Source organism: Huintestinicola sp., assembly GCF_051882455.1.
GTDB lineage: Bacteria > Bacillota > Clostridia > Oscillospirales > Ruminococcaceae > Huintestinicola.
The window spans coordinates 1-18,096 of sequence record NZ_JBJERV010000015.1 but is presented as its reverse complement, the minus strand read 5'-3'; the positions used below and the strand labels follow the sequence as shown (position 1 = coordinate 18,096).

Sequence of the window (18,096 nt, the reverse complement as noted above, 5' to 3'; positions counted from 1 at the left end):
GAAGCCTCCTGATATGCCTTGTTAGCCCACTGACCTGTGATAACGAAGTCAGCCTTGCCGCTGCCTGTCATAAGGTTCAGGGGAATCATAGCAAACTGTGTGGAAGCGCCGCCCTGGAGGAAAAGCACCTTGTAATTATCGGGAATGGACATTATCTCTCTGAGGAGAGCCTCTGTCTCGTCGATAATTGCCTGATACTCCTTGGAACGGTGGGACATCTCCATTACGGACTCGCCTGTGCCCTTATAATCGAGCATCTCCGCAGCTGCGGTTTCGAGAACCTTTTCGGGCAGCATTGCAGGACCTGCCGAGAAATTGTAAACTCTTGACATAGTAAAATCTTCCTTTCTATCAAAAAGCGGTGTTTCTCTCATAATCAGAGAAGCACAAATTATAGTAACCGATACTAATCCTTATTATATCACTACAGGAAGTAAAAGTCAAGGATAATTTTGTAATTTAATGCGGCAAAACGGGAGGAGAATGCATTCTGACAAAAACAGCAGAAAAGCCACCCAAAACGAGCGGCTTCTCTGCTGTGTATAATAAAGAATTGGAGGGGGAAATTGGAAATGGTTTGATCAGTTAGGCTTTACCTCTGCCTCGGGCTTGATATCCTCCTCGCCTGTGAGGGTGAGGGTAACGTCAATGTTGCCGTCGGCTCTTGCAAGGGTGAGCACCATTGTATCGCCTATTTTCTTGCCCTTCTTAGCGGCGGTGAGTTCGTCCATCGAAGAGATATCCTTGCCGTCTGCGGCTACGATAACATCGCCTGCGCTTATGCCTGCTGCCTCTGCGCCGCTGCCCTCGCTGACAGATACTACCATTACGCCTGTGTCAACAGGGAGATTGTAATATCTCATGATCGCGCTGTTGATATCGAAGCCTGTGATACCGATCTGGGGAGTGGTGTTGGTAACATAGCCCTTGTTCATAAGGTCGCTGATAAGGGGCATTGCGTCGGAAATGGGGATAGCGAAGCCAAGTCCCTCAACTGAATTATTGACAAGCTTTGAGGAGGTTATGCCTATTACCTGTCCCTTGCCGTTGATAAGGGGACCGCCGGAGTTGCCGGGGTTGATGGCTGCGTCGGTCTGGATAAGGGTCATGGAAGCGGAGCCGCCGGAGGAAAGCTCCACGTTAAGGGTACGGTTAAGTCCCGAAACGATACCCTCGGAGGTGGAAAGTCCAAGTCCTAAGGGGTAGCCGATAGCTACAGCCTTGTCGCCCATTGTGAGCTGGTTGGAGTCGCCGAATTCCGCGGGGATAAGGTCAAGACCCTCGGCATTTATTTTAAGCACTGCAAGGTCGCTGTTTTCGTCAGCGCCCACTATCTCGGCTTCATACTCGGTCTCGTCATCGGTGGAGAGGACGATTGTAACGGAGTCAGCCTGCTTGAGCTTTGTCTGATAGCTGCCGCCGAAGCCGCCGTTTCCGAAGAAGTAGTCAAATATATCGCCGCTGCCGCCGAAGGGGTTATTGTTATAGCCGCGGTTGTTGTTGGAAACATACTCGTTTACCTCGGTCTGGACAACATGAGCGTTGGTGATGATATATCCGTCATCGCTGAGGATAATGCCCGTGCCTGTTCCCGTGCTGGTTCCCGACTGGGTCTTGAAGGAGGAATGAACGCCTACAACAGAGGGGGAGACCTTTTCAACGATCTGCTTTGTGGTGAGAGTTCCGTCGGAGGAGCCTGTGTTAAGGAGAGTGTTGACTACATTTCCTGTATTCTCGTTCTTTGAAGAGCTTTCGGTAACGGCAGGAGCCTGTGTGTTTTCGGCGGAAACGGGTGCGGCAGGTTGGTCCTTCACGGCAATGCTGTTCTGGAGATATGCGCCGCCGAAGCCGGATGCGCCGCCTACTACTGCAACTGCAAGGAGCATTGCAATGGTCTTGCCGACCTTGTTATCCTTTTTCTTCTCTTTGTCCTCACCGGGAACATCGATATAATTGTAATTATTTTCGTACATATAGATCATCCTTTCGGCAATATGTGAGCTTTTGTTCTTTTATCCGAGCCTTTTTGCTCTTTTTTCTTTCTGTGATTATATAATAACGCCCTAATGTGTAAAATATGTGATATATGAACGAAAAAGTTTTAAAATACAGATGGAAATATAAAAAGTCTGCTGCAGCATATTATCAAGCACCGTATTTATGCCTTGACAATATAAAAAGATTATGATAAAATTTAAGAAGTTGCTGAAACAAAGATGAACAAACCACTATATTATGGAGGGTACTTATGAATTACAAGAAAATAATCGCACTTACCGCAGCAATTTCAATGCTCATATTCGGCGGCTGCTCGTCCTCGGATGAAGCAGCAGAAACCACAGACGCAGCAGAATCCTATTCTGTAAGCGAGACGACAACAGCCGGATCTTCGGAAACGGAAGCAGAAACGGTTACAGAAGCTGAAACAAAAGCTGAAACAAAAGCTGAAACAGAAACAGAAACGGAAACCGAAACGGAAGCTGTTACAGAGAGCATGACCGAAGCTCCCCCCGCAGCTGCGGACAGCATTTCGGCAGAGGAAGCATACAGCGAAAAAAACGGCGCATCATGGACAGATGCACTTATGAAGTCCGCAAGCACTTGGGACAAGGGCAATGTTGTATTCAAGTGTTCTGCCAGCGAAGAGGGGGAGATCGTTACTACAATTGAAATGTCGGTGTACAATAATAAGGTGTATATGGACACACAGGTCCCCGGCATTATGTCGATGACAATGATAATTGACGGTGAAAAGGGCTATCTTATCGACAAGGCTTCCAAAAGCTACAGCTTTGATTCCGAGACCACCTATGACGCTGACAGCGAGGTTGAATCCGTCATAGACACCACCGCAGATTACAGCAGCTTTACCGAGGATGGTATTGAAAATATTGAGGGAACAGATTATATTTTCGAGAAATTCAATGCAGACGGCTCGGAGTTGGTATTTTACTATTCGCCCGACGGCAAGCTTAAAAAGCTTGGTACAGACGGCGAGATCATGGAGTTTACTATAGACCTGCTTGATGAACCCGATGAATCCTGCTTTGAGATACCCGAGGACTACACCGAGATCAGCATGGAGGACATGGCCGTGAAAATGATGGCTGGGCTCTTCAGCGCAATGGAGGAAGCTTCCGAAGAGTAATGACCGCCGATTTGTTTTAATTTGGAATAACAAAGGGTCTGCTGCAGCACTGCATCAGACCCTTTTATTTATATGTATGTGTGAATTGATATATTCCGCAAGCCTTGTGAACTGATGGGCTGAAAGCTTTTCCTCATAAGCCTTTCTGTTATTGAGAACATCGTTCGAGCTGACCTCCAGAACGTCATTAACGGTAAAGGTCTCGGATTTGTTTTTTATAATAAGCTCTGTGCAATAGCTTACCGGAATTCCGCGCCTAAGCACATTCTGCTTTACCTCGCAGGCGGCGTATTCTATTTCGGAAAATGGGATATTGCGGGAGGAAAATGCAAATTTGAACACGACCTCTGTGCTTGTGGCTTTGAAATTCCCTCTCAAATTCATAAAATATAATTCTAAAGATAAGTATAATAAAAACGACTCGATTAAAATTTCAATATTATGTGTATTGCAAATCCATACAACAGCTACTGTAATAAACAAAAGAGCGGTCAGATACATCAGAGGCTTGTTTTGGTAAGTAAAGCTTCCCTGCATAATGACCGCTCCTTTTTTATGATATTTTAACTTCTCTTAGCTCCGCAGTTATTGCAGAAATTGCCCTTGTTCACAGCACCGCAGGAGCAGGTCCATTCCTCGTTGGGATTTTTTGCACCGCAGTTTCCGCAGAATTTGCCTGTGTTCTTTGTGCCGCAGGAGCAGGTCCATTCGCCTGCGGGTGCGGGCTTTTTGGAGCCGCAGTTATTACAGAAATTTCCTGTATTCTCAGCGCCGCAGGAGCATTTCCAGGTGTTTGCAGCAGCCTGTTGTGCCTGCTGCTGTGCAGCCGCCTGCTGTGCCTGCATCTGCATCTGAGCGGCATTTGCCTGGGAAGCAGCATTCATAAATCCGCCTGCTCCGCCCATACCCATATTCATTGCCATAAACGCATTGCCTGCGCCCGATGTGTTGGAGCCTGCGCTCTGGAGTCCCTGTGCCACGGAAGACTGAACAAAGCCCTCTCTGATAGTGGGGTCGGACATCATTGCGCCCTTGTTTCTCATATTGATAAGAGCCTTTGACTCGTCATCGTAGGAAATGCTTGCAATTCCCACGGAGCAGACTTCAATTCCTCTCAGCTCTGTCCAGTCCTCATCGAGGGTTTTGGACATATACTTGGAAAGCTCTCTTGATTTTGATGTGATAGCGGAAATTCTCACGCCGTCAACGGACATCTGGTTGATAGCGGACTGGAGAGCGTCCATAAACTCGTTGAAAAGCTGCTCGGAAAGGTCCTTTATCTCTATCCTGTCTGTGCCCTTGGGAGCAAACTCGGTAAAGAACTTGATGGGGTCGGTTATCTTTATTGAATAAGAGCCGTGTGCTCTGAGGAACAGCTCTGCGTTATAGAAATTGTCGAAATAGTTTACGGGCTGGCGTGTGCCGAACTTAATGCCCTTTATCTCTGCGGTGTTTATGTAGTAAACGTACTGTCTCTGAGAGGGTGCGCCGCCGAATTTGAAGCGCTCCCAGGTGTCCTTGAGGGTCTCGCTCAGCTCGCCGTTGAAGAGGGAGGGGGAGGAGGAGTTATTGACCTCGTAATAGCCCTCCTGCGCGCTGTAGTCAACGATCTTGCCGCCGTCAATAAGGAGCATAAGGGTATTGGGGAAAACGTGGATTATTGAGCCGTTGGAAACAATATTTTCCGTTCCGCGCTTGTTGGAGCCTTTTTTGATAGGCACACCCTTTACAAGCAGGGTGCTGTCGGTCATATCCTCAGGCTCGATAACTTCCTTCCACGAGTCTGCCAGAGAGCCTGAAATTGATGATACTGCTGCTGTGATAAGTCCCATAATAAATACCTCCGTTTTTCTCTGCGTTAATGCATGATCGCCCTTTGCCGCAGAATTGTTAATAATATTGTATCATATATTTTGATAAAATGCAATAATATTTTATCATTTTTTCTTCTTGGTGAATATTCCTGCAATGACCGCACCCAGAATGAGCACAGCCGCAATAACAAGGACGATGATATAGGTTTTTTGCTCCACATTTCCTGTGGCGGGTATCTGTGACATCAGGGGATAAATATAGTTCATTCCGACCTCTCCTTAAACGAATTTTTTTCAATAAGACCATACTGCTCATAAAGCGAAAGGATATAGCGGCAGGTCAGCTTGTCTCCCAGAAGCTCACGGAAGGCGGCAGTCTTGTTTTTGCCCTGCGCTTTCAGAGCGTCAAGCTTTTCGGAGGTCTCGCCGTATTTTTGGATCACCGCCGAAAGCATTTTCTCAAAGGCATCAAGTCTGTTATCCATTTTTTCATTCCTCTCCGTGACTTTTCTTAATTATAACACACATTTACAAAAAAATCTACCTTTATGACAAAAAAAGAGACGCTGTGCATTGCACAACGTCTCTGAAAATGCTTTATGTACTGATTACTTTCTCTTGGAAACGAGAGCAGCAGCACCTGCAGCAACCATTACAACTGCGATTGTTGCAGCAGCAGTGTTGCCTGTAGCAGCGGGAGCTGTTGTTGTATCAGCAGCGGGAGCAGCCTCAGTCTCAGCAGGAGCAGCCTCGGTCTCTTCTACCTCTTCAGCAACCTCTTCAACCTCTTCAGCCTCAGCCTCGTCAGCAACCTCTTCTACTTCCTCAGCCTCTTCAGCCTCGGTCTCCTCTGCAGCTTCCTCAGCGGGAGCCTCAGTTTCCTCAGCAGCTACGGAATCGGGATAGAGCTCTTCGTAGGTCTTATCCTCATTTGTGTAGTCCTTAGCGAACTTGTCATCGATAGGTCTGAAGTCAGCCTCGGGAGAACCTGCCTCGAGGTCAGCGGAGTTGATTGTTACGTTGTAAACCTGGAACTGGAGACCATTATCGGTAAGAGAAGCAATAGCGTTAGCGTCGATTACGAAGGAAACAGTAGTTGCGCTCTTCTTGATAACGATAAAGCCATCGGGCTTACGAACCTCTGTATTACTTGTGAGACCTGTCTCAACAGCGATCCAGCTGTCGCCGACTGTGATAGGCTTGAGAACAGCCTGATCCTTAACGAGAACCTTAGGAGTTACATTAAGAGTAACCTTAACGTCGCCGCCGAATGCCTCAAGGTCAGACTTGGGAATAGCTGCGCTGCAGCCCCAAGCTCCGGGATACTCTGCATCCATTGCCACATTTGTTGCGAATGCGCTTACAGCCATTGTTGCAACTGTCATTGCAGCAGCTACAAAGCCTGCTAACATTTTCTTTAATTTCATTTTAATTCTCCTCCTTGGCATATTTATTCGCCAAAATTTATTTGTAGTCTAATTATATCATTATTAGGTGCGTATTTCAATGTAAATATTACACAAATAATTCAAATGATAATTTCGCATTATTAACACATATAAACAAAAAAGCCGTTTTCACGAAGAAAACGGCTTTTAAATTATCTTTCGGGGAAATTACTTTCTCTTGGAGATGAGAGCTGCTGCGCCTGCAAGAGCCATAACAGCTGCGATGGAAGCTGCTGCTGTGTTGCCGGTGGAAGCAACGGGAGTTGTTGTATCAGCTGCGGGAGCCTCGGTTACAACCTCAGCGGGAGCTTCTTCTACAACCTCTTCCTCAGCGGGAGCCTCGTCCTCGATAACCTCTTCATCAGACTCAGCGCCTGCTGTGAGGGAAGCTGCGTCAACGAGAAGAACCTTGGAAACTGTGAGCTCGGAGCCTGTGTCGCCTACGATGAATGCATCAAGAGTGGAAACGAAGTCCTCGCTCTGGTACATAGCAGTCATATAATCGTATGTGAATACTGCAACGCCGTCTGTGGAGAATTCCTCGTTAGCGGGAACCTTTGCCCAGCCTTCGCCGCCGCTCCAGGACTGGAGAACGACCTCGGGAGCTGTATCAGCCTCGTAGTAAACTACTACAGCCTTGTCGGGAGTAAGGATAGCGGGATCGAATACGCCGTTTTCATTCTTAATAGTTGTGAGGGTGATAGCCTGTCCCCAAGCGCCGCCGGAAGTTGCTTCTGTGTCGGAGATAACGTCGCCTGTGAGAGCGGAGTAATCAACATCTGCGTCCTCAGCGGGAGCTGCCTCAGTTTCCTCAGCGGGAGCCTCAGTCTCCTCTGCAGGAGCTGCGGTTTCCTCTGCGGTTGCCTCTGTCTCCTCTGCAGGAGCCTCAGTCTCAGCCTCAGCCTCTGTCTCCTCAACAGCTGCAAAGCCAACAGGAAGAGGATTGCCGCTCTTGTCCTTGAGAACGATATTATCGATGTACATTACATAGCTTGTCTCGGAAGCCCATCTCATAAGACCGAAGAAGGGGCTTGCGCCTGTCTCGGTGAACATCTGAGAGGTCATAAGGATCTTTCTTGTGATGTGCTGCTTAGCAGCTGCGCCTGCGGTATAAGCGTTGTTATCCTCGCAGGACCACTGACCGTCGGACCAGCCGGGATCAACCTGATCGCCGTATGCGCCTGCAGTACCGATAGCACCGCCTGCCCAGCCGATAGCTTCCTCAGCATTCTTGGGAACGAGTGTAAGATCCATTTCAATGGTCTTGATCTGAACAGTATTGGATCTGTCAGTGATCTTATCAAGGTCGAACCAAACCTTGGGAACAGCTGTGCAGTCCTGAACATCAACCTTGAGCTGCTTGGAGCCGTCATAATCCTCAACGGAAAGAACGGAATCGTCTGCGCCGGCGTCAACATTCATGTATGCGAAGGAATAGTCACCGTCTTCAAAGTCGATAACTGTGCCGCTTGCAATAGCAGAAGCACCGAAGGAAAATGCGGAAACAGTAGTTGCAGCCATTGCTGCTGCAGCAACTGCTGCTAAAGTCTTTTTGATCTTCATTATTAAAACCATCCTTTCATTTTCTGTAATAAAACAGAATTATGCAGAGAGCCCTCACAGGAGTGTTCTCTGCATAAATATTCACTTTGTGCCGAGATTACTTTCTCTTGGAAATGAGAGCTGCTGCGCCTGCAACTGCCATAACAGCTGCGATGGAAGCTGCTGCTGTGTTGCCTGTTGCAGCAACGGGAGTAGCTGCTGTATCTGCAGCAGGAGCTGCCTCTGTCTCAGCGGGAGCCTCTTCAGCTGCGGGAGCTTCCTCTGCAGGAGCCTCTTCAGCAGCTGCGCCGGATGCGCCGTATTCCTTCTGAGCGATCTCGTTGCCTTCCTTATCGAAGATCTTGAAATCCTTGAGCTCGATGGTTACGTTGTTGGAAACGAGGTTAGCGTTTGCCCAGTCCATAAATACAAATTCAGCCTGGGAAGGATCCTCGGGAACCTGAGAAGGAAGGAGCCACTTGAAGCCGTCCTCAACAACTACCTCGTCTTCCCATGTAACAGTGCCGTCCTCGTTGAACTCGGGGCTGATCCAGTATGTAGTGGAGTTGCAGGTAGCTGCATAGCAGCCGCCGCCTACGCCCTGGATATCAGAGCCTGCGAGACCGTGATATACGATGGTCCAGGAACCGGAATAAACCTTGGAAACGTCAGCGGGATCAGCAAGGATCTGATCGAGAGTGATGCGAGCCTTTGCTGCTACACCGTCGGTTGTCTGTGTGAAAATAACGCCGTCAGCAGAAGTGGAAATGATGTTTACTGTAGCGGGATCGTCATCTGCATAACCGGTCTGGGACCAGTCAGCTGCGGATGCTGTAGCGGAAACCGATACACAGAGAGCTGCGGCTGCTGCAACTGCAGCAAGGCTTGAAAGATGTTTTTTCATAATTATATCTCCTCCATATTTAATCGCGTTTATATTGTCTCTTGAATATAGTTACGCAAATTATAGGTATATTATAGCATTTACTTGCAAAAGTTGCAATTTGTTTTTTATACAATTATAACGGACAGACTTTGTAGATATTTTACAAACCTGTACAAATTTACTTTTTCTTTCTTCTTGTCATTGCCACTGCATAGCCGGAAAGCACAACTGCGCTGGCAGCAGCAAATGCGGAAAAGTTGCCTGTGGTGGAAGAAGTGGTCTCATTATCGCTCTCGGGTTCGGTCTCTTCGGGAGCAGCCTCAGTTTCGGGAGCTTCAGTCTCCGCAGGAGCCTCGGTCTCCTCGGGGATATCCTCGGGCTCGGGCTCGGCAGCGGTCTCTTCGGGAGCAGCCTCTGTCTGAACGGGAGCAGCGGATTCCTTCAGCTCGAGGGGGATAGCCTTGCCGTCGGCGTCCAGGAATTTTATGTTGTCCACATACATATTGTAATCGACCTCTGCGCCCCATCTCATAAGTATCATATGAGTGCCCTCGGTGCCGTTTACCAGTCTTTCGGAATAAAGCAGGAATTTTCTCTGAATGGTAACAGGGTCGGAAACAGCCTTGTCATACTCGCCGCATTCCCAGGCAGTCTGAGCCCATGCGGGAGTTTTTGCCTCGCCGCCCTGAGTGCCGATAGCGCCCCCTGCCCAGCCGGGAGCAGTAACGCCGTCCTTGGACTCGAAGGTAACGTCCATTTCAATAGTTTTCACCTTATCAAAATTATCGGGGTCCAGCATTGAGTTAAGATCAAAATATACCTTGGGCACATTTGCGCAGTCGGTAACGTCCACCTTGAGCTGCTTGGAGCCGCCGAAATCCACTACGGAAAGAGTGGAAGGGTCTCCGCCGTCATCGGTCTTCATGCTTACGAAGGAGTATTTGCCGTCCTCGAAGTCCACCACGTCAGCCGCATATGCCGCTGCACTCACTGCCGTAACAGCCGATAATGCCATAACGCCTGCGGTAAGAAGTTTTATTTTTTTCATTCTCATCGTCTCCTTTTTTATTTCTTTAATATACGTTTTATCGCCATAAGACTTTTATTTATTCTATTATATTACAAAATAATATCAATTTCAATAGGCATTGTAACGATTTTGTAACCTTTGATTTGTATGTTGTTACTACATTGTAACTAATTCAACTTTATGTGTAACTGATTTGTAATTTTACGGAATGTATAAACTAAATTACAAATAGTATATTATTGTAAAATTATACAAAAAAGAGCAGCTAAATTTTCAGCCGCTCTTTTTATTTATTTTCAGTTATTTTTTTCAGTATCTTCAATACATCCGGAAAAATCAGATTGATGTTTTTATGAGTCAGAAGAGATAAGACCTTTTTAGTTTTTTTTATAATTTCTTCTTCGGATATTTTATCTATCATCACCGGGTTGCCATCGTATACATACTCGTTTTTTACATACTTCTCGGTTATGGGGCACATATTCTGAATTAAGAAAGCTTTTTCCCTGCCTAAAACCTTTCCGAATGCTATAGTATCGCAAACGCCGTATTTATCAGTCTTTGATTTATATATACTTTTATACTTGCTGACCTTTGAAGAGATAGGGACTGCCCAATATGTATTTGTGTGTTCATCAAATATGCAGATAATACAAGGTCTGTTATGTGATTTACCGTCAACCGTCTCGTGATTTGACATCAATCCGTTATCCGGAAAATCATCAAAATACTCATCTTTTAAAAAATAAAAATGACCTGCTTCCATTTTATTCTTCCTTTTAAAATATATAAATAGCCCTACTCACAAAGAGCAGGGCTAAAACATTTGAGCCGAACTTTTTATTAGTCGTATATTCGGTAACGACAAACATTTGAGCCGGACTTTTTATTAGTCGTATATCCGGTAACGACAAACATTTGGAAGAAACTGCAATTCAATTCAGAATACATTCCTTACTTATATTATACTCATAAATAAAATCAAAGTCAATAGCAAAATAAAATTTTTTACCCCATCTCATTCAAAAGCTCGTTCTTCTTGTCCCAAAGCTTCTTTGACAGGTCAACATAATACTCGTGGGGATTTTCAAAGCGCTTGACCTCGTCCCAGAGGGTGTCAAGCTGAGCGGCGCAGAAGCTTCTGATCTCGGTGGCGGTGGGGGATGTGTAAACGCAATTGCCCTTGTCGAAAATTTTCACGTGAAGCTTTTTTGCGGTAAAATCGGTAAGGGTCTTTTTCTTGTAGGGGTGGTCGGGGTCGAAAATGGTGACAGGCTTGCTGTCATCGATCTCCTCGCCAAAGCAGGTGATAAGATCTGCCATAGCCTTGCCGGTGGCATTGTCATAAAATCTCCACAGCTCCTTGAAATCGGGAGTGGTTATCTTGGTCACATTCTCGGAAAGCTTTATCTTCGGGATAAGCTCTCCGTCCTTCTCTGCGGCAGTGAGCTTGTAAACGCCGCCGAAAACAGGCTCGCTCCGTGAAGTGATGAGCCGTTCTCCCACGCCGAAGCTGTCAATTTTCGCACCCTGCCTCAGAATATCCTGAATGATGTATTCGTCCAGAGAGTTGGAAATGCATATCTTAGCCTCGGGGAAGCCTGCCTCGTCCAGCATTTTCCTTGCTTTTTTCGTAAGATATGTGATATCTCCGCTGTCAATGCGGATCCCCGCAGGCTTGTGACCTGCCGCTTTAAGCTCCTTGAACACCGTTATTGCATTGGGAATGCCCGATCTGAGCACATTGTAGGTATCCACAAGGAGCGTGCAGGAATCGGGATAGCACTGGGCATATGCCCTGAAAGCCTCAAGCTCCGAGTCAAACATCTGCACCCAGCTGTGCGCCATAGTTCCCAGAGCGGGAGTGCCCATCTCCTTGTCTGAAATTGTGCAGGCAGTTCCGCAGCAGCCGCCGATATAAGCAGCCCTTGCGCCATAGACCGCACCGTCAAAGCCCTGAGCGCGCCTTGAACCGAATTCCATAACAGGTCTGCCGTCCGCCGCCTTAACTATCCTTGCCGCCTTTGTGGCGATAAGGCTCTGATGATTTATGCACAAAAGCAGCATAGTCTCCACAAGCTGAGCCTGTATTGCGGGACCCTTCACGATAATAAGCGGCTCATTGGGGAACACAGGCGTTCCCTCGGGAACAGCCCATATATCGCAGGTGAATTTAAAATTTTTCAGATACTCGAGGAACCTTTCGGAAAAAATTTTCTTTTCCCTTAAAAATTCGATATCCTCCTCGGAAAAGCGGAGATTTTTGATATAGTCGATCGCCTGCTCAAGACCGCACATCACTGCAAAGCCGCCGTTGTCGGGGACCTTCCTGAAATAAAGGTCAAAGCAGCAGATATTGTCTCCTATGCCGTTTTCAAGGTAGCCGTTACCCATGGTCAGCTCGTAAAAATCGGTAAGGAGCGTTAGATTTCTTTCGTTCATCAGAACTCATTCCCTTCAAAATTTCTTCGCGTCCGCCGCCATACAACGGTAGGCTTTTCCTTTTCACAGCCAAGCTGTTTTTTTGAAGCCTCCGCCACAGCAGCAATATAACATTCATCATCTGTATAACATTCGGGATATTCTAAAGTCATATCAAGATAAATTCTTGAATATCCCTCATAAATTTTCGGGTCAAGGGGCTTGACAGAGCCTGAGCCTGCATTGCAATCCCCGAAAACCACCGCATTGTCCTTGAAATATTCGTCCGAATAAGCCGAAAGCCTTTTGATAAGCTTTGAATTTTCGCCGATGCCCTCCTTTTTCAGCTGTGAAATAAGCTCGTTCAGTTCGGCTTTTGAAGTGATAAGCATAGCCCGTCCGCCGCTTGGAGATGAATGTCCTCTGAATTTATAAATATCCCCGGCTGACGTTTTTACCTCGGTAAGCTCATCATAAGGCACTCCGTCATATTTATGAGCCTCGGCATACGCATTTTCCTCTGCGATAATTTCCTTGTATTCGGCTCGGCTCTCCAAATACATACGTGAAAACCGCACCAGCTCCGCAAGCCTTCTGACCTCCTCGCTCCGTGAATAATAATCATAGCTGAATATATAGGAATCGCCGGAAACGCCGCCTGCATACTTGTCACCCGAATACCATTCCAACGAATAGTATGGTATATCTGTGGGAGGGTCAAACTCAATGCCCACCGCTTCAATTACCGCACTTGCGTCAAAGCCTTCCGCACCGCTTGCCTTGAAAGTATCATATATTATCTGCATATCCTGTGAGGATATTTTTATATCCTTTTCGGTGTCAACGCCGTCAATATAAGCATCTCTGCAAAGCTTTCCGTCCTTTGTGGAGAAGTAATATTCGATAGATTCACCGCCGCCGAAATGAAATGAATAGCCGAAATCTGTGGGACGTTTTGCCGATTTTGACAGCTTTCCGTTCCATGCGCCGTTTTCGTCAAGATAATAGGTACCCAAAGGAGTTTTGGCAGTTTTGACAGCCTTCAAACCGTCATTCTCGGGGTCAAAGTAATACCATTTGCCGCCCTTTTTATACCAGCCTTTCCACTTGATACCGCCCCTGTAGCAATATGTTCCCTTCTTTGTCTTTGCAAAGCCCGTGTAGGGGGAAACTATGCCGTCCTTGACCTTCACCATGCGGTCGCCCGAGCGGTAAAGTCCGTCCTTTTCTGCATTTACCTCAACAGCCTTCGATGTAAATGTAAGACTGTCATAAACGGGATATTCCTTTGCAAGCGCGGCAGGAGCGGACATTGATATCACAGCGCAGGCAAGAATTATTGATACAGCTTTTTTCATGGGTACTACCTCCATTTTATGTCTTTATATATAGTAAACAACCGGCGGGGGCAGAATATGTCACATAATTTGCAAAATATTATTCCATGATACCGCTCACAAAGGTAATGCCGCTGTCCTTCAAAAGCTTGTAAGCCGCAAGATTGGCAAAATCACTGCTGTGAAAAGGAGCGTCATAGGTCTCCACGCAGGAGATGGGAACGATTATCTTAACAAGCTTGTCCTGCGCCGTGAAATAGGTTTTCAGCGCCAGACAAAATTGCAAAACGCAGATATCTGTGCAGTCGCCCGTAACGATAAACGTATCTATCTCGGAGCGGCATTCGATGAGGTCCCTGAATTTCTGTTCATTGAAGCCGTTTGTGGAGTTTTTGGGAATGAGGATATAGCCGCCCATCTCCTTTAATTCGTCCACTATCTCCGACTCACGGGTGTCCTTTACGCAGTGAGGAGGAAATGAAGCAAATTCGGCAGCATCTTCCTCGTGGCAGTCGGCAAATGCGGCGGTGAGGATACCCTTATCATTACACATTTTCAGAAGCTTTGCATTGGGAGAAATAATATCTCCCACCCTTTCCGAAGCCATCGCCCCCTCGTTTATAAATCCGTTGATGATATCAACAAAAACAGCCATTGTCCTGCCGCTGTCAACCGCCGAAAGACTCATAGGCTCCAGCGTCTCAATCTCCTTCATCATACCCTCTGCCTCAGCGGCAATACGTTCCATAGGCTTCTCTGTAAATTTCATAATGATACTCCCTTTCTATACAATTTGTATATAATCATAAAATTATTACAATACTACAAAATGTAATATATAATTTTATAATACAAACAGTATTATACTATATGTATATTACATAATAAGATTACTATGAGGAATTATCCAAATTTGCAAAAACGGAGCGAAGAAACCTCTCCGCTCCGCATAATACTATTTCTTTGCACCGAAAAGTCCGCCAAGCACACCCTTGACGTTATCCGCCGTAATTTTAGCCTTAACGCCGTCAATGATGGGGTTTATCACATCATCGGGCAGGTCTGTGCCTGTGATCTTCTCAACAGCCTTAACGGGGTCTGCCTGAAATTCCTTCAGAAAATCGGGGTCAGCCTTGACCTTAGCGGCGATCTCTTCGATCTTAGCCTTGATATCCATAGTAAAAGTCTCCTTTTAGTCGTGAACAGAATAGTTGGGAGCTTCCTTAGTGATATAGATGTCGTGGGGGTGGGACTCCTTGAGACCTGCGCCTGTAATTCTTACAAACTTAGCCTTTTCGTGAAGGTCAGCGATAGTGGGACAGCCGCAGTAGCCCATACCCGAACGGATACCGCCAACCAGCTGGAAGATGGTGTCGGAAACCATTCCCTTGTAAGGAACACGACCCTCAACGCCCTCGGGGACCAGCTTCTTAGCGCCCTCCTGGAAGTATCTGTCCTTGGAGCCGCATGCCATAGCGCCCAGAGAGCCCATGCCGCGGTAAACCTTGAAGCTTCTGCCCTGATATATCTCTGTCTCGCCGGGAGCCTCGTCGCAGCCTGCCAGGAGCGAGCCCAGCATTACGCAGCTTGCGCCTGCTGCAAGAGCCTTGACGATATCGCCGGAATACTTGATACCGCCGTCGGCAATAACGGGAATGTCATACTTAGCGGCAACGCAGGCAGCGTCATAAACCGCTGTGATCTGAGGAACGCCGATACCCGCAACAACACGTGTTGTACAGATGGAGCCGGGTCCGATACCAACCTTAACGCAGTCTGCGCCTGCCTTGATAAGGTCCTCGGCAGCCTCTGCGGTGGCAATATTTCCTGCAATGATGACTGCATTGGGGAATGCAGTCTTTATCTTGTCGAGACAGGTCATAATGTTCTTGGAGTGACCGTGAGCGGAATCGAGAACGAGAACGTCCACCTGAGCGTCAAGGAGAGCCTTTGCTCTGTCGAGAACATCGCCTGTGATGCCGATAGCGGCGCCGCAGAGGAGTCTGCCGCTCTTGTCTCTTGCGGAATTGGGGTACTGAACAGCCTTTTCGATGTCCTTGATGGTGATAAGACCCTTTAATGTTCCGTCATCGTCAACGATGGGGAGCTTTTCTATCTTGTGGTTCATAAGAATGTTCTGAGCCGCTTCAAGGTCGGTGCCCACAGGAGCGGTTATCAGATTTTCCTTAGTCATTACCTCGCTGATGGGAGTGTCGTAATCTCTGAGGAAGCGGAGGTCTCTGTTTGTGAGGATACCCACAAGCTTGCCCTTGTTATCAACGATAGGCACGCCGGATATCTTGTACTTGCCCATAAGCTTGTCCGCCTCGGAAACCAGCTTGTCGGCAGTCAGAGAGAAGGGATTGACGATAACGCCGTTTTCAGAGCGCTTTACCTTGTCCACCTCGTCAGCCTGCTGTTCGATGGACATATTCTTGTGGATAATGCCGATACCGCCTTCTCTTGCAATTGCGATAGCCATTTTAGCCTCGGTAACTGTGTCCATAGCGGATGTTACGATAGGAGTATTAAGGTAAATATCCTTTGCAAGCCTTGTTTTAAGGTTGATCATATTAGGTGTGACATCAGACTTTCCGGGAATGAGCAGAACGTCATCAAAGGTCAGACCCTCTTTTCCGAACTTGCTTGACATTTCAGTATCCAGCATTATAAATCTCCTCCAAATCTTTATATTTTTTTATTCGTATAGGTATTTTTTATATTTTACTACAAACCGACCCCGATTTCAAGTGGGAATGTGAAATTTGCAGTTAGAATATGTAATGACCGCACAAGGATTTTTTGTGCATTTTTACTTTTCTCAGTTTTTATCCTTGAGGATGTCTCTTATCTCGGTAAGGAGAAGCTCTTCTGCGGTAGGCTCAGGCTCTGCGGGAGGCTCGGGCTCAGGCTCCTCTTCCTTTTTCTTGCCCACTTCCATGAGCTTGTTAACAGCCTTTACCATAGTAAAAAGAATAACAGCCATAATAAGGAAGTTGAGAACAGCGGAAATAAACGAGCCGTAATCAAAGGAAACGCCGTTTATGGTGAACTGTCCGCCCACAAGGATAAGATTTCCTGCCTCATCCCTTTCACAGCCGCCCGTAACAAGCGCGATAAGGGGATTGATAAAGCTGTTTGTAAGCGAAGAAACGATGTTCTGGAACGCAGCACCGATGATAACGCCCACAGCCAGGTTCATAACGTTTCCCTTTGCGATAAATTCCTTGAACTCTGCAATAAGACCTTTTTTCTCTGCCATTTTGAGTTACCTCCCTAAAAAATTTGATATATAAATTTATTATACTATATAATTATGTCTTTTTATTGAAATATGTGTAATAAATCGTCATATACCGGAAAGTAATATCCATTGTATCCTTGTAATTTGATATATCCTATATAATTTGTAGCGTAAACATTATGTAAAATGTAGACTTTCTCAAACGTTTATATATTAACATATTATGTATCGTTTATATCAGATTAACGACACATTCTCTGCTAAGCTCCTGTTAATTCGTTAATATATTTTATAGATTTAAATAAATATATATCTATATTTTAATATTCATACAATACCCGATAAATATATCTATTTTCCCAAATATCGGGATATATAGCAAACCTTATATATCTCCAAAAAAAGTAAAATTCATAATTGGTCAATATAATATTCCCTGTTTCAACACTCTTTCAGGAAAATCCATATATTAACAAAATCTTGAGTATGTCGAAAAGTTCTATGCAAAAACTGTTGACATATCGTGAAATAAATGTTATTATAAGCGCATAAAGCATATGCTTGTCAGAGGAAAAGATAAAGCGGAGAATAACAGAGAGAGAAAGAAAATAACATTAAATAAAAAATTTATCTTTTTTTGTAAGCAGGAGGATAAAATTTATGTCAACATTATATTCAGGCGAACAGGGCTTCGGAGCATTGCCCTGGGGCGGACATATTCCCGAAAGAACAGACAGTATGGAGCCTGTAGTGACCGAAATAATCCAGCGTATCGGCATACCCGCAAATATAAAGGGCTACAGATATCTGAGGAACGCCGTAATGCTTGCGGTGGAGGATATGACGATACTTGACAGCATAACAAAGGAGCTTTATCCTGCCGTTGCGCGCACCAACGGCACCACCCCCACCCGTGTGGAAAGAGCCATCAGGCACGCCATTTCATCAGCGTGGGACAGGGGAGACGGTGACGTGGCATATATCGAGGACAAGCTTCACTGCAAAATAGATTTTCACGGCTCCAAGCCCACAAATTCCGAGCTTATCGCCCTTATCAGTGACTGTCTCAGACTTAATGTGTGCAGACATCAGGGCTGATGGATATTACAAAAACAGGTCTTTCGCATTTGTGCGAAAGACCTGTTCAGCTTGTCGATAAAGTGGAGAAATAAAAAAAGTTGCACAAATAAACACAACACTAAAAGTTTCGTCCACCTTTTCAAAGG

The 18,096-nt window shown here is 46.1% G+C and carries 19 protein-coding genes; 2 read left to right on the top strand and 17 right to left on the bottom strand.

What is annotated here, in order from left to right:
- Positions 1-332 (bottom strand): aminotransferase class V-fold PLP-dependent enzyme (locus ACI4J0_RS02555; RefSeq protein ID WP_439764249.1); only part of this gene is annotated, 332 nt, incomplete at its 3' end.
- Between the two features lie 249 nt (positions 333-581).
- Positions 582-1,973 carry a S1C family serine protease gene (locus ACI4J0_RS02550; RefSeq protein WP_439764248.1) on the bottom strand — a complete coding sequence of 464 codons (1,392 nt, stop codon included), beginning with the start codon at positions 1,971-1,973 and terminating at the stop codon, positions 582-584.
- 275 nt (positions 1,974-2,248) lie between these two features.
- Here ACI4J0_RS02550 and ACI4J0_RS02545 point away from each other — a divergent pair, with 275 nt between their 5' ends.
- Entirely contained in the window at positions 2,249-3,148 is a 900-nt protein-coding gene (locus ACI4J0_RS02545) for a hypothetical protein (protein ID WP_439764247.1), read from the top strand.
- Between the two features lie 54 nt (positions 3,149-3,202).
- Here ACI4J0_RS02545 and ACI4J0_RS02540 read toward each other — a convergent pair whose 3' ends face one another.
- The 15 genes from ACI4J0_RS02540 to mscL all read right to left on the bottom strand — a co-directional run bounded on the left by ACI4J0_RS02540 (position 3,203) and on the right by mscL (position 16,888).
- Entirely contained in the window at positions 3,203-3,532 is a 330-nt protein-coding gene (locus ACI4J0_RS02540) for a hypothetical protein (protein WP_439764246.1), read from the bottom strand.
- Between the two features lie 179 nt (positions 3,533-3,711).
- Positions 3,712-4,980 (bottom strand): SPFH domain-containing protein, encoded by a 1,269-nt coding sequence (locus ACI4J0_RS02535; protein ID WP_439764245.1) that lies wholly within the window; start codon positions 4,978-4,980, stop codon positions 3,712-3,714.
- Positions 4,981-5,085: 105 nt separating this feature from the next.
- A complete protein-coding gene (locus tag ACI4J0_RS02530) occupies positions 5,086-5,229 on the bottom strand; it encodes a hypothetical protein (RefSeq protein WP_432650449.1) in 144 nt (47 codons plus the stop codon).
- Positions 5,226-5,447 (bottom strand): hypothetical protein, encoded by a 222-nt coding sequence (locus tag ACI4J0_RS02525; RefSeq protein WP_439764244.1) that lies wholly within the window; start codon positions 5,445-5,447, stop codon positions 5,226-5,228. The genes ACI4J0_RS02530 and ACI4J0_RS02525 overlap by 4 nt, the downstream gene beginning before the upstream one ends.
- A gap of 123 nt (positions 5,448-5,570) precedes the next feature.
- On the bottom strand, positions 5,571-6,389 hold the full coding sequence (locus ACI4J0_RS02520; RefSeq protein WP_439764243.1) for a hypothetical protein: 819 nt from the start codon (positions 6,387-6,389) through the stop codon (positions 5,571-5,573).
- A 189-nt stretch (positions 6,390-6,578) separates the two neighbouring features.
- Positions 6,579-7,973: a hypothetical protein gene (locus ACI4J0_RS02515; RefSeq protein ID WP_439764242.1), complete on the bottom strand. Its 1,395-nt coding sequence runs from the start codon at positions 7,971-7,973 to the stop codon at positions 6,579-6,581.
- A gap of 97 nt (positions 7,974-8,070) precedes the next feature.
- A complete protein-coding gene (locus ACI4J0_RS02510; RefSeq protein WP_439764241.1) occupies positions 8,071-8,856 on the bottom strand; it encodes a hypothetical protein in 786 nt (261 codons plus the stop codon).
- Positions 8,857-9,016: 160 nt separating this feature from the next.
- Positions 9,017-9,886, bottom strand: coding sequence for a hypothetical protein (locus ACI4J0_RS02505; protein WP_439764240.1), 870 nt, complete (start codon positions 9,884-9,886; stop codon positions 9,017-9,019).
- Between the two features lie 268 nt (positions 9,887-10,154).
- On the bottom strand, positions 10,155-10,634 hold the full coding sequence (gene cptIN, locus ACI4J0_RS02500) for a type III toxin-antitoxin system CptIN family toxin (protein WP_439764239.1): 480 nt from the start codon (positions 10,632-10,634) through the stop codon (positions 10,155-10,157).
- Positions 10,635-10,876: 242 nt separating this feature from the next.
- On the bottom strand, positions 10,877-12,310 hold the full coding sequence (locus ACI4J0_RS02495; protein ID WP_439764238.1) for a nicotinate phosphoribosyltransferase: 1,434 nt from the start codon (positions 12,308-12,310) through the stop codon (positions 10,877-10,879).
- Positions 12,310-13,647: a hypothetical protein gene (locus ACI4J0_RS02490; RefSeq protein WP_439764237.1), complete on the bottom strand. Its 1,338-nt coding sequence runs from the start codon at positions 13,645-13,647 to the stop codon at positions 12,310-12,312. The genes ACI4J0_RS02495 and ACI4J0_RS02490 overlap by 1 nt, the downstream gene beginning before the upstream one ends.
- Before the next feature lie 79 nt (positions 13,648-13,726).
- Entirely contained in the window at positions 13,727-14,395 is a 669-nt protein-coding gene (locus ACI4J0_RS02485; protein WP_439764236.1) for a cysteine hydrolase family protein, read from the bottom strand.
- A gap of 186 nt (positions 14,396-14,581) precedes the next feature.
- Positions 14,582-14,803 carry a hypothetical protein gene (locus tag ACI4J0_RS02480; protein WP_439764235.1) on the bottom strand — a complete coding sequence of 74 codons (222 nt, stop codon included), beginning with the start codon at positions 14,801-14,803 and terminating at the stop codon, positions 14,582-14,584.
- Positions 14,804-14,818: 15 nt separating this feature from the next.
- Positions 14,819-16,294: an IMP dehydrogenase gene (gene guaB, locus ACI4J0_RS02475; protein ID WP_439764234.1), complete on the bottom strand. Its 1,476-nt coding sequence runs from the start codon at positions 16,292-16,294 to the stop codon at positions 14,819-14,821.
- A gap of 153 nt (positions 16,295-16,447) precedes the next feature.
- Complete coding sequence (gene mscL / locus ACI4J0_RS02470; protein ID WP_439764233.1) at positions 16,448-16,888, bottom strand: large conductance mechanosensitive channel protein MscL; 441 nt, start codon at positions 16,886-16,888, stop codon at positions 16,448-16,450.
- Positions 16,889-17,530: 642 nt separating this feature from the next.
- On the opposite strand from mscL, the gene ACI4J0_RS02465 reads away from it, so the two are divergent.
- The gene (locus ACI4J0_RS02465; RefSeq protein WP_439764232.1) at positions 17,531-17,968 is read left to right on the top strand and encodes a sporulation initiation factor Spo0A C-terminal domain-containing protein; all 438 of its coding nucleotides are present in this window, start codon (positions 17,531-17,533) and stop codon (positions 17,966-17,968) included.
- The last annotated feature ends 128 nt before the right edge of the window (positions 17,969-18,096 follow it).

Coding starts and splice junctions, on each gene's coding strand:
- ACI4J0_RS02545 (WP_439764247.1), top strand. CDS start 2,249: ATGAATTACAAGAAAATAATCGCACTTACCGCAGCAATTTCAATGCTC.
- ACI4J0_RS02520 (WP_439764243.1), bottom strand. CDS start 6,389: ATGAAATTAAAGAAAATGTTAGCAGGCTTTGTAGCTGCTGCAATGACA.
- ACI4J0_RS02540 (WP_439764246.1), bottom strand. CDS start 3,532: ATGAATTTGAGAGGGAATTTCAAAGCCACAAGCACAGAGGTCGTGTTC.
- ACI4J0_RS02530 (WP_432650449.1), bottom strand. CDS start 5,229: ATGAACTATATTTATCCCCTGATGTCACAGATACCCGCCACAGGAAAT.
- cptIN (WP_439764239.1), bottom strand. CDS start 10,634: ATGGAAGCAGGTCATTTTTATTTTTTAAAAGATGAGTATTTTGATGAT.
- ACI4J0_RS02535 (WP_439764245.1), bottom strand. CDS start 4,980: ATGGGACTTATCACAGCAGCAGTATCATCAATTTCAGGCTCTCTGGCA.
- ACI4J0_RS02510 (WP_439764241.1), bottom strand. CDS start 8,856: ATGAAAAAACATCTTTCAAGCCTTGCTGCAGTTGCAGCAGCCGCAGCT.
- ACI4J0_RS02495 (WP_439764238.1), bottom strand. CDS start 12,310: ATGAACGAAAGAAATCTAACGCTCCTTACCGATTTTTACGAGCTGACC.
- ACI4J0_RS02490 (WP_439764237.1), bottom strand. CDS start 13,647: ATGAAAAAAGCTGTATCAATAATTCTTGCCTGCGCTGTGATATCAATG.
- ACI4J0_RS02550 (WP_439764248.1), bottom strand. CDS start 1,973: ATGTACGAAAATAATTACAATTATATCGATGTTCCCGGTGAGGACAAA.
- ACI4J0_RS02505 (WP_439764240.1), bottom strand. CDS start 9,886: ATGAAAAAAATAAAACTTCTTACCGCAGGCGTTATGGCATTATCGGCT.
- ACI4J0_RS02525 (WP_439764244.1), bottom strand. CDS start 5,447: ATGGATAACAGACTTGATGCCTTTGAGAAAATGCTTTCGGCGGTGATC.
- ACI4J0_RS02480 (WP_439764235.1), bottom strand. CDS start 14,803: ATGGATATCAAGGCTAAGATCGAAGAGATCGCCGCTAAGGTCAAGGCT.
- guaB (WP_439764234.1), bottom strand. CDS start 16,294: ATGCTGGATACTGAAATGTCAAGCAAGTTCGGAAAAGAGGGTCTGACC.
- ACI4J0_RS02465 (WP_439764232.1), top strand. CDS start 17,531: ATGTCAACATTATATTCAGGCGAACAGGGCTTCGGAGCATTGCCCTGG.
- ACI4J0_RS02485 (WP_439764236.1), bottom strand. CDS start 14,395: ATGAAATTTACAGAGAAGCCTATGGAACGTATTGCCGCTGAGGCAGAG.
- mscL (WP_439764233.1), bottom strand. CDS start 16,888: ATGGCAGAGAAAAAAGGTCTTATTGCAGAGTTCAAGGAATTTATCGCA.
- ACI4J0_RS02515 (WP_439764242.1), bottom strand. CDS start 7,973: ATGAAGATCAAAAAGACTTTAGCAGCAGTTGCTGCAGCAGCAATGGCT.